Below are 11,763 nucleotides of genomic sequence, written 5' to 3' on the forward strand. Positions count from 1 at the left end.
TGTATCTCGCAGCTGTTGCTATCTCGTTCAGATTCATTCTGAAGCATCCGTCACCGGCTATGTTGATGACTGTCTTATCAGGTCTGCCGTACTTTGCTCCGATAGCTGCGCCAACACCGTAACCCATGGTTCCAAGTCCGCCTGATGACAGGAATGTCCTAGGCTCCTTGAATGTATAGTTCTGGGCTGCCCACATCTGATGCTGTCCGACATCTGTTGTGATGATCGCATCACCCTCTGTAAGCTCGTAGATTTTCTTGATAGCTGCAGGTCCGTTCAGTGTGTCAAAGCTGTACACGTCAGGATTCTGCTTCTTGAGGTCTTCGATCTCAGACATCCATGTCTTGTTGGACTGGGCGGCAAGCTTGCTGTTGAGGAGCTTCAGGACCTCCTTTGCGTCGCCGACTATGCTGGCATTTGTAGGGATGTTCTTGTCTATCTCAGCTGCATCTATATCTATATGTATGATCTTTGCATTTGGCGCGAACTTGGATGCATTTCCGATAACTCGGTCTGAGAATCTGGCACCAACAACGATCACAAGATCTGCCCTTGACACACCGAGGTTGGACACCTTTGTTCCGTGCATACCGATCATGCCTGTATATCTCTCGCTTCTTCCGTCAAATGCGCCCTTGCCCATAAGTGTATCGCACACTGGTGCATCCACCTTATCTGCAAATTCTGCAAGCTCTGCTGATGCGTCAGAGATGATACATCCGCCACCTGCCATGATAAATGGTCTTCTTGAAACCTTGATCATCTCAATGACTTTGTTCACATCCTCCTCGCGGATGGTGTCTGTCTTTCTCTCGATGACCTCCGGTGTCTCTGGTATATACTCTGTCTCCGCTGCGGTTACATCCTTTGTTATATCCACAAGCACCGGGCCAGGTCTGCCGCTCTTTGCGATCTTGAACGCACGTCTGATGGTCGGTGCAAGATCATCTATGTGCTTCACGATAAAGCTGTGCTTGGTGATAGGCATAACAACACCTGCAATGTCTACCTCCTGGAAGCTGTCCTTACCGAGCATATTTACACCTACATTTGCTGTTATTGCCACAACAGGAATGGAATCCATGTATGCTGTAGCTATACCTGTTACAAGGTTGGTGGCACCCGGACCTGATGTGGCCATACATACGCCGACCTTGCCTGTAGCTCTGGCATATCCATCTGCCGCATGGGCAGCCCCCTGCTCATGTGATGTGAGCACATGGTTGATCTCATCCTGGTGCTTGTAGAGGGCATCATATACGTTGAGGATAGTTCCTCCCGGATAACCGAACACGGTGTCAACGCCCTGTTCTTTAAGGCACTCTATAACAATTTCAGAACCTGATATCTTTGACATCTTACTTTCTCCTTTTCCCTTAATTGTGATCAATTAATTCTTTGGCACCTCAAGAACAGCACCTCTGTTGCCTGATGTAACCATAGCTGCGTATCTTGCAAGATAGCCTGTTGTAACCTTTGGCTGTCTTGGCTTCCATGCAGCCTTTCTCTTTGCAAGCTCCTCGTCTGAGACATCGAGCTTGATGCTGAGGTTGTTGATATCGATCTCGATCATATCGCCTTCCTCAACAAGAGCGATAGGTCCGCCCACAGCAGCTTCAGGTGATACATGTCCGATGGACGCTCCACGGCTTGCTCCTGAGAATCTTCCGTCTGTGATAAGGGCAACTGATGAACCAAGTCCCATACCAGCGATGGCTGATGTAGGGTTGAGCATCTCTCTCATACCAGGGCCTCCCTTTGGTCCCTCGTATCTGATGACTACCACGTCACCCTCTACGATCTTGCCGCCCTTGATAGCTGCGATTGCGTCCTCCTCACAGTCAAATACCCTTGCAGGGCCCTTGTGAGCCAGCATCTCAGGCACAACTGCTGAACGCTTTACTACAGAGCCGTCTGGTGCAAGGTTACCCTTGAGTACAGCCAGACCACCTGTAACTGTATATGGATTGTCCATAGGTCTGATGACCTCAGGATTCTTGTTTACACTATTGGCAACAGCCTCTCCTATTGTCTTGCCTGTAACTGTCATGCAGTCCTTGTTGATGAGTCCTGCATCTGCAAGCTGCTTGATAACCGCATACACACCACCGGCCTCATTGAGATCCTCCATGTATGTGTGGCCTGCAGGAGCAAGGTGACACAGGTTAGGTGTCTTTGCGCTGATCTCATTTGCAAATGAGATATCAAAGTCGAAACCGATCTCATGTGCGATGGCTGGAAGGTGGAGCATAGAGTTGGTTGAACATCCAAGTGCCATATCAACTGTAAGAGCGTTGATGATTGACTCCTTTGTGATGATGTCTCTAGGCTTGATACCCTTTCTGTACATATCCATAACTGCCATTCCTGCATGCTTTGCAAGCTTAAGTCTCTCTGAATATACTGCAGGGATTGTTCCATTTCCAGGAAGTCCCATTCCAAGAGCCTCTGTCAGACAGTTCATAGAGTTTGCTGTGTACATACCTGAACATGATCCGCATGTAGGACATGTCTTGCACTCATACTCGTATACATCCTCCTCAGTCATGGTTCCGGCTGCGTATGAACCTACAGCCTCGAACATGCTTGAAAGACTTGTCTTATTTCCCTTTACGTGTCCGGCAAGCATAGGGCCGCCAGATACAAATACTGTTGGGACATTTACTCTGGCTGCTGCCATGAGAAGTCCTGGAACGTTCTTGTCACAGTTAGGGATCATGACGAGCGCGTCAAACTGATGTGCTATAGCCATAGCCTCTGTTGAGTCTGCGATCAGATCTCTTGTAACCAGTGAATACTTCATTCCGATGTGTCCCATTGCTATACCATCACACACAGCGATCGCCGGAAACATAACAGGTGTACCACCCGCCATGGCAACTCCCATCTTTACTGCCTGTGCTATCTTGTCCAGGTTCATGTGACCTGGAACTATCTCATTGTATGAACATACGATACCTACTAAAGGTCTCTCCATCTCTTCCTTTGTCATGCCCAGTGCGTTGAACAGAGATCTGTGTGGTGCCTGCTGCATTCCAACCCTAACATTATCACTCTTCATCTTATTCTCCTCCAATAATGGTCCTTTCTATATTCTCTCGCAGATAAGATCACCCATCTCGGAACAGCTTACGAGCTGTGTTCCCTCTGAGTGGATATCTATTGTTCTGTATCCGTCCTTGAGAACCGTCTTTACAGCGTTCTCAACTGCATCTGCCTCCTTGTCGAGGTCAAATGTGTATCTGAGCATCATTGCCGCAGACAGGATGGTTGCTATCGGATTCGCCTTGTTCTGGCCTGCTATGTCAGGTGCCGATCCGCCTGATGGCTCATACATACCGAACTTTGTCTCGTTAAGTGATGCAGATGAAAGCATTCCGATAGAACCTGAGATCATGGATGCCTCGTCTGAGAGGATGTCTCCGAACATGTTCTCTGTGAGAACCACATCGAACTGTGCAGGATCCTTCACAAGCTGCATCGCACAGTTGTCGACGAGCATGTGTTCAAGCTCAACCTCAGGGTAATCCTTTGCCACTTCCTCAACGACCTTTCTCCAGAGTCTTGATGAGTCAAGGACATTGGCCTTGTCAACGGATGTGACTTTCTTTCTTCTCTTCATAGCTATGTCAAATGCCTTGATGGCTATTCTTCTGATCTCGTTCTCATTGTATGTGAGGGTATCAACGGCTGTCATAACTCCGTCAACCTCCTCTGTGTGTCTCTCGCCGAAGTAGAGACCACCGGTGAGCTCTCTCATCATCATCATATCAAATCCGCGCTCTGCGATCTCAGCCTTAAGTGGACATGCCTCCTTCAGCTCATCGTAGAGATTGGCTGGACGAAGGTTTGCGAAGAGGCCAAGCTCTTTTCTGATCTTCAGAAGTCCTGCCTCCGGGCGGAGATTTGGAGGGAGCTTATACCATGGTGATGTGGATGTATTTCCTCCGATAGAACCGAGGAGAACTGCATCCTTTGACTTTGCAACTGCCACAGCCTCGTCTGTGAGCGGTACGCCTGTTGCATCTATTGAACATCCACCCATGAGGATCTGCTCATAGTCAAATGTATGTCCGAACTTCTCTCCAACTGTATCGAGAACCTTCATAGCCTCTGTGACTACCTCAGGGCCGATACCGTCGCCTTTTATTACGGCTAAATTACACTGCATTTTTGTCTCCTTCCTGTTTTGCCTTTCATGATATATCTTCACTCTGGCCAAACATGCTCATACTCTATTTATTTTTATTATTGATATAGTTGATGAGTCCCTCGCTCTTGATGATCTCCTGCATGAATGGAGGGAATGCCTGTCCCTTAAATTCTGTTCCCTGGGTTCTGTCATAGATCATACCGCTGTCGAAGTCGATCTCCACATCATCTCCCGCCTGGATAGCCTCTGCTGCCTCAGGGCACTCGATGATAGGAAGTCCGATATTGATGGCATTCCTATAGAAGATTCTGGCAAATGTCTCTGCGATTACGCAGCTTATTCCTGAAGCCTTGATGGCTATAGGTGCATGCTCTCTTGAAGATCCGCAGCCGAAATTCTTTCTTGCCACCATGATGTCGCCTGGCTTTACGCTCTTAACAAAATCCTTGTCTATATCCTCCATACAGCTCTTTGCAAGCTCTGCAGGATCTGATGAATTCAGATATCTTGCAGGGATGATTACATCTGTATCTACGTTGTCACCATATTTGTGTACTGTTCCATGTGCTTTCATACTCTATATCTCCTTATAAAATATTCTGTAATAAACTGAATCCTATAAACCGAGTTCGTCAGGGCTGCTGATCTTACCTGTGATGGCTGAAGCTGCTGCTACAGCAGGGCTGGCAAGATATACCTCTGAGTCTACATGACCCATACGTCCTACGAAGTTACGATTGGTTGTTGATACAGCTCTCTCTCCTGCTGCCATAACGCCCATATGTCCTCCAAGACATGGTCCGCATGTAGGAGTTGAAACCACTGCTCCGGCCTTGACAAATATAGTCATGAGGCCTTCCTCAATACACTGAAGGTAGATATCCTGTGTTCCTGGGATGACGATAACTCTGACACCGTCAGCAACCTTTCTTCCCTTGATGATATCTGCCGCAATTCTCATATCTGATATACGTCCATTTGTACATGAACCGATGACTACCTGATCGATCTTGATATCTCCGACCTCATCGATAGTCTTTGTATTCTCTGGGAGATGAGGGAAAGCAACTGTTGGCTTAAGCTGTGACAGGTCGATGGTGTACTCTGCATCGTATACAGCATCCTCGTCTGCCTCATACTTTGTATATGACTTTGTGCTGTGCTCCTTCATGTACTCCTCTGTAAGCTCATCGACAGGGAAGATACCATTCTTAGCACCTGCCTCGATGGCCATGTTCGCAATTGTAAATCTATCGTCCATTGTGAGGTTCTTGATTCCCTCTCCAACAAACTCCATAGACTTATAAAGCGCACCGTCAACACCGATCATACCGATGATGTGAAGGATGACGTCCTTACCACTGATCCACTTTGCCTTCTCTCCAACGATGTTGAACTTGATGGCTGATGGAACCTTGAACCAGGCCTTGCCTGTCACCATTCCTGCTGCCATATCTGTACTTCCGACACCTGTTGAGAATGCACCGAGTGCTCCGTATGTACATGTATGTGAGTCTGCTCCGATACATGTCTCACCAGCCACGATAAGTCCTTTCTCCGGAAGGAGCGCATGCTCGATACCCATTGCTCCGACATCGAAATAGTTCTCGATCTCATTTGCCGCTGAGAACTGTCTTACACACTTACAGTGCTCTGCACTCTTGATATCCTTGTTAGGTGTGAAGTGATCCATGACAAGTGCTATCTTCTTCTTGTCAAATACTTCCTTCTTGTTGAACTTCTCCATCTCGTGAATTGCGACCGGAGTTGTTACGTCATTTCCTAATACTAAATCCAAATCTGCCTCGATAAGCTGTCCTGCTTCAACTAATGGCAGTCCTGCATGAGCAGCTAAAATCTTCTGAGTCATGGTCATACCCATATTTATAGTCCTCCTATCATTTGTTTCTAAATACAAATTCTTACTCTTGATAATATCACTCATCTAGGTATAATTACAATATATATATAGAATAGTTGTTATAACCTGGAGGAATATCATGATAAGTAATCTGAACAATTACGTTATTTTTCATACAGTTGCCAAAGCCGGCAACATCAGCAAAGCTGCAAATCAGCTCTACATCAGTCAGCCCGCGATCAGCAAATCAATATCCAAGCTGGAAGCAGAGCTTGGCACTGCACTCTTTTCCAGAAGCTCAAAAGGTGTCACCCTGACCGAAGAGGGACAGGTTCTCTATGAATATGTTGAGAGGGCATTTGACTCTCTGAATATGGGTGAAGAAAATCTGAAGAATTACAAGGAGCTTGGAATCGGCCACATAAGGATCGGCGTAAGCACATCTCTGTGCAAGCACATACTACTGGACTATCTGAAGGACTTCATCAGGGAGAATCCCAACATCAAGTTCAGCATAGACTGCCACTCAACCGTGAACACCATCAAGCTCCTCAGAAATGAGGATATAGATATAGGCCTGATCTGCAACACAGAGCTTCCAAAGGGAATAGTCTACTCTCCTGTCAAGGAGATACATGACGTATTTGTGGCAAGCCCTGAATATCTGGATAATTTCTACGAACGTACAAATGGCAGAGATCAATACAGCTTTGCCGATGAGCTTCCAGGCAACATCAAGGGTAACATTATACCACTGCTTAACTCAGGCTTAGTCTCTGCCACACATGACGATGCAACAGATCAAGTTGTGGGAAAAAAAAGCAGAGATACCGGACATTCATCCGGCGTCTCTGCTTCTACCACTATTCATAACTCAAGCAACTCATGTATGTCCAATATATCAACAGTCAACATCCTTGAAGGCTCCAACCTCATGGTTCTGGAGGAGGCAAATGTAACCCGTACCCACGTGGACGAGTATCTCCACTCACAGGGCATAAGCTGCAGCCAGGTACTTGAGATCAACAACATGGATCTCCTCATCGACTTCGCCGCCATAGGAATGGGCGTCGCAAGCGTGGTCCGTGAATTCGCGCAGGAACAGCTGAGCTCAGGAGTCATCACCGAGCTTCCTCTTAACACTCCTATTCCAAGCAGAACTGTCGGATTTGCTTACTCGGGAGTGAAGAACCAGGGTACGGCTATGAGAAAATTTATGGAATGGGTAGGGGTGTGATTACATGCTTCTGTTTACTGTCCCACCTCAGCATAAACAGCATGATGCATATTCCAAACAGCGAAACCAGTGCGCCAGCCATAAGCCCAGGTGTTCTGTATGCAATTTCTATATCGTGACTGCCCGCATATATCCGGACACCCATATTGCCTCTACCAAGGCGAATTTTTTCTGCCGGCTCTCCATCCACATATATCTTAAACCCATCATCATATGGATATGCGATATACAGGATACCTGGATTTTTCACATCCACACTTCCATAGAAAGTATTCTTTCCAAATCCTGTGCACTCAAGCGGACTATCGAGTATCTTCTCTTCTGCTTTCTCAAATTCATCTGCATTGTAATTGTATACCTTTACAAATCGCTCACCAACACTTCTTGTTTTAGAGCTGGTCGCACCTCCTATAGTTATCCTGACATGTTGTCCTTTCTTTACGAGGCCGACATGTGACAGCTGTTCTGTAACATATGACCCATTCGATGCCCTGAGCTCTCCGTCCACGATCATCTCCACATAGTGATCACGGCTATCCTTACTGTAGACATACATATCCATATCAGATTCAGCATCAAACTCATACCGGGTCATCGGCACAAATGCATTTGACGTTCTGTATATGCAATAACCCACTGATTCCTTAAGTGTGTCCTGATTGAGATAAGAAGTACTCCAATCCGATATATCAATCTCTGTAAATACATCTGACGACAGACCACAGCCACTCTTCATAAAATCATTCTGATTTTCAAGAGGTGTCCTGTCTGCTTTCCAGTCTACGATACCATCATCCAACATAAATCCCATCATCTCAGGAGTTTCTGCTTCATACAGATTGTATACGTCATTCTCAGCAACAAGGTTATACCCTGCGTAAGTACCATTCTCCGGACTCAGCACATATCTGACATTGTACATGAGCGCTGTAAGCGGTGTAGTTCCCGAATATATATATTCAACATTGTCAAAGTGGGCAAGTCCCATACTGGAAAACGCTCTGATCGTATTTCCATTTGCCATGGATGAATACCAGTTTGTCTGAGAATATGGCGCATAATTCTCATAAACCATAGCGCTCTTTCTGGTGCCATTTTCTGTATCCAGGGAATTGTATACTGATTCCCACTGATCTAGTCTTACAGCATCTGTCAGAAGACAGTTCTCCGTCTTGCCCGGCATTACATATAATGCATTTCCCATAATCTCAGCTATCCAGCAGCCACAGATAATGCACACAGCCACTCCCGGCTTTATGCTTCCTCTTCTGCAAAGCACGCACAGAATGGCTGCAAATGCCAGCATAAGCATAAATATAACATAGCCAAGCGGGGTACTCATCTCTCTGCTGTCAATAAGACTTGCCACAAATATTACGCCTGCCACCGCAGTACTTACAGCAATATACCTCAGTCTCAGCTTACCAAGATTCATGAGAATTCGATATGCTGCAGCAATTAATATAAACGTTAATATAAATGCAAACCTGTTTCCAAGTCCATGTGTGATCGTCATGCCATGGAACACGTAATTGAGCGGAAGATAGTTCAGGGCAAGCACTAGCAGGGCCATGGCTATACAGTATTTCACCCTCGTCTTCCAGTCGCACACATCAGACAGAATAAAAATGCAGGCAGCAAATACAACAATACTTCCACAATAACTGTTATTGCTGAACATAGATACACATTCCAGATCCTTCAGCGGATAGAATGAAGATATATACGCTCCAAACTGTCCCCACATCTGTGTTCCTTCAAGCCCCATATCAGTCACCGAAGACGCCGCTCTCATGACCACCAGTCCGGCAGGAACCAGAACCACTCCTGCGAGCAGAGCAGACAGCACCGAGCAGCCGGCAAACGAAAGCCCTCTGCGCAGGAAATCTTTGACATTTTCCCGTTTTTCCAGCAAGAAATATATCACGGCAAACACACATATATAGAATGAAAAATAGAAATTGCATATGATCGACACTGCCAAAGACAGCGTGTATAACATCCATCCTTTTCCATCTGACAGATGCTCTATGCCAAGTGCCACTATCGGAAGCAGAATAAGCCCATCAAGCCACATAATATTATGTCCATATGCAAGGACATACCCGGACAGTCCATATGCCATACTGCATGCCAGCTCTATGAACGTTGCAACTGTCTGGCTGTACCCATTCTCTGTATTTTTCTTATTGGTATGTCTGAAAAAGTAAAGCGCCGTGACCGGCAGGCAGGCGGATTTTATGATGATAAGCAATACCATGGAAAGTTCCAGCCTGCTCTCTCCCAACATCAGAACGATGATATTGAACGGGCTCAGGCAGTAATACAGTGACTCCTGTACAGCATCGATTCCCATTCCCATCGACCAGATAAAGCTTCCTTTGCCACCTCCTGAAATCCATTCAAATAACATATGAAACATATTCTTATACTGCACATATGCATCATACGTCAGAAAACTTTTATCTCCGAACGGATATGCTTTCTGCAGAATCAGAATTACTGTATATATCAGAAATGTAACTAAGAATACAGCCGCATACAGAATCCCGCTCTTTTTATGTTTGTTTACTTCTCCTTGCTTTGTACCCATATCAATCCCCACTTAATTTATTGCGCTATCTGTTCTATGCAGCCTGTACCTTCTTTTTCCTGCTGCGTCTGAGATTCACCATGTATAATACAACTATGAGCCATCCTGCTGCAGATAACATAAGCCCTAGCTTAAAGCCATATGTTACATACCTGAATTCTATTGTATGTGTTCCTGCTGTCAGCTCCAGACCCACAAGCGCACCGTTTGCCAACGGTGTTATATCGGTCTTATTTCCATCAACATACGCTGTAAAGCCTCTGTAATAAGGAATTGATGTATACAATATACCATCCTCCTTTGCTGTCACCGTACCCTTTACATATGTAGATGTCACTGTGTCAAGTGAAAGTGTCCTATCCTTAATTGATTCCTTGCATTCCTGCATCTTGTCATCGTGATATTCATAGAAATCTATACACGTTACTCCTTTTTTAAGGACTGTGGACAGATTGACTGCCTGTATCTCGACCTTCTGCCCACTCTTCAGCTCACCGAGATCAAGTACATCCTTTGGCGAGGGATAAGCGTCATACTCATTTATATCCGCTATCACATTTCCGTCTACAGTTACAATATTACACAGCTTATTTGCATCCTCAAGGCTCACATACAGATGCATATCCCTCGGAGCTGTAAACGTATAAATCTGTGTGGCATGGTAATCTTCATCGAGCGACACATTCATATATGTATAAGCATTTTTATCAGTCTTTCTCTCCAAAGTTACTCCATCCGGCAAGACCTGTCTATCCGGAGTGCTTCCTCTATATTTCACATCAAAATCAGTCAGTTCATCCGGTGAAACATGAGTGAACACTCCTTCAACTCCCGACACATCTTTCACGAATTCATTCTGCACCTCAAACGGAACTACGTCTGACACATTCCAATCTTTTATACTGCCATCTGTAGAAAAGCCCACTCCCACAGCATAGTCTGTTGTATACCATGCAATCTCATCATCTATATCGTACACATCGTTTTTCAGATTATAACTTTGCTCCTTTGTATATCCACCATAATATGCATCTGCATCCGATAATACATTTCTTACATTGAACATAAGCGCAGTTACCGGTGTAGTATTTCTGTATGCATATGTAGCGCCGTGTTCCTGATACACCATTCCAAGCGCATCAAAAAGCCATGTCACTTTTGTATTTATGATTGAAGAGAATATATTAGTGTCTGAATAGACTGTATTATTTTGTGACAAAATCCAGGATGTCTTTCTATTAAGATCACTGTTGTCCTTTTCATTATATATGGCTCTCCATCCGTCAGTCCCGCCTAGATGCTCCTTGCCCGTAGTATATGCATCCGTATTCACATATACGGCATTGGATATCAGTTCCACAAAAAGTATTACTATAAAATTCACAATCAGAGAATTTATCTTTATGCTGTTTCTGGCCTGTAATACAAATACCATAAACAAATATATAATAAGCAGAATCGTGACCATATAGCAGACTACATTTTGCACCTCATTGTTTGCCAGAAAAACGCCCCCAAAGAAAACCAGAAATACAACTCCGGTCAGTATCCCTTCCCGAATCCCCGGCTTCGTCCAGTTCACAGCACACTCAAAAGCTGAAACAATAAGAAGTATGACAAGAATAAAAGCATATCTGTAAGAATATAGATGTGGATATGTGAACCCATGAAGAACATACAGTGCCCCTGTCAGATTCAGACAGGCAACAAGCAGCGCTATCTCCACCAGTCTCTTAACTCTTGCCCGAAGCTGTATATTCCTGTTAAACACATATACAACCGCAAGGAAAAGCAGAGACAGTCCCATATACATATTCCTTGCATACAGAGTTCTTCCAGCTATATCTATATCATGTCCCCAGAAAAAGCTCTGGAACAAATTTGCAAAATTACCAAACTTGCTAAATGGTATATCTTCT

The 11,763-nt window shown here is 45.1% G+C and carries 8 protein-coding genes; 1 reads left to right on the forward strand and 7 read right to left on the reverse strand.

What is annotated here, in order from left to right; genetic code table 11:
• The 5 genes from ilvB to leuC all read right to left on the reverse strand — a co-directional run.
• The coding region (ilvB, locus tag CCU_RS03200; RefSeq protein ID WP_208895945.1) for a biosynthetic-type acetolactate synthase large subunit at positions 1-1,357 on the reverse strand (1,357 nt) is incomplete at its 3' end.
• 33 nt (positions 1,358-1,390) lie between these two features.
• Entirely contained in the window at positions 1,391-3,061 is a 1,671-nt protein-coding gene (gene ilvD / locus CCU_RS03205) for a dihydroxy-acid dehydratase (RefSeq protein ID WP_015533540.1), read from the reverse strand.
• Between the two features lie 27 nt (positions 3,062-3,088).
• Positions 3,089-4,171 carry a 3-isopropylmalate dehydrogenase gene (leuB, locus tag CCU_RS03210; protein ID WP_015533541.1) on the reverse strand — a complete coding sequence of 361 codons (1,083 nt, stop codon included), beginning with the start codon at positions 4,169-4,171 and terminating at the stop codon, positions 3,089-3,091.
• Positions 4,172-4,235: 64 nt separating this feature from the next.
• Positions 4,236-4,727: a 3-isopropylmalate dehydratase small subunit gene (gene leuD, locus CCU_RS03215; protein ID WP_015533542.1), complete on the reverse strand. Its 492-nt coding sequence runs from the start codon at positions 4,725-4,727 to the stop codon at positions 4,236-4,238.
• Positions 4,728-4,769: 42 nt separating this feature from the next.
• Complete coding sequence (gene leuC / locus CCU_RS03220) at positions 4,770-6,035, reverse strand: 3-isopropylmalate dehydratase large subunit (RefSeq protein ID WP_015533543.1); 1,266 nt, start codon at positions 6,033-6,035, stop codon at positions 4,770-4,772.
• Between the two features lie 118 nt (positions 6,036-6,153).
• Here leuC and CCU_RS03225 point away from each other — a divergent pair, with 118 nt between their 5' ends.
• A complete protein-coding gene (locus tag CCU_RS03225) occupies positions 6,154-7,251 on the forward strand; it encodes a LysR family transcriptional regulator (protein WP_015533544.1) in 1,098 nt (365 codons plus the stop codon).
• Here the strand turns inward: CCU_RS03225 and CCU_RS03230 are convergent.
• Positions 7,229-9,844, reverse strand: coding sequence for a YfhO family protein (locus CCU_RS03230; RefSeq protein WP_015533545.1), 2,616 nt, complete (start codon positions 9,842-9,844; stop codon positions 7,229-7,231). The genes CCU_RS03225 and CCU_RS03230 overlap by 23 nt on opposite strands.
• Before the next feature lie 34 nt (positions 9,845-9,878).
• Positions 9,879-11,763: YfhO family protein (locus CCU_RS03235; protein ID WP_208895946.1), on the reverse strand; the 1,885-nt coding region annotated here is incomplete at its 5' end.

The sequence above is a fragment of the Coprococcus sp. ART55/1 genome (assembly GCF_000210595.1).
Lineage (GTDB): Bacteria > Bacillota > Clostridia > Lachnospirales > Lachnospiraceae > Coprococcus > Coprococcus aceti.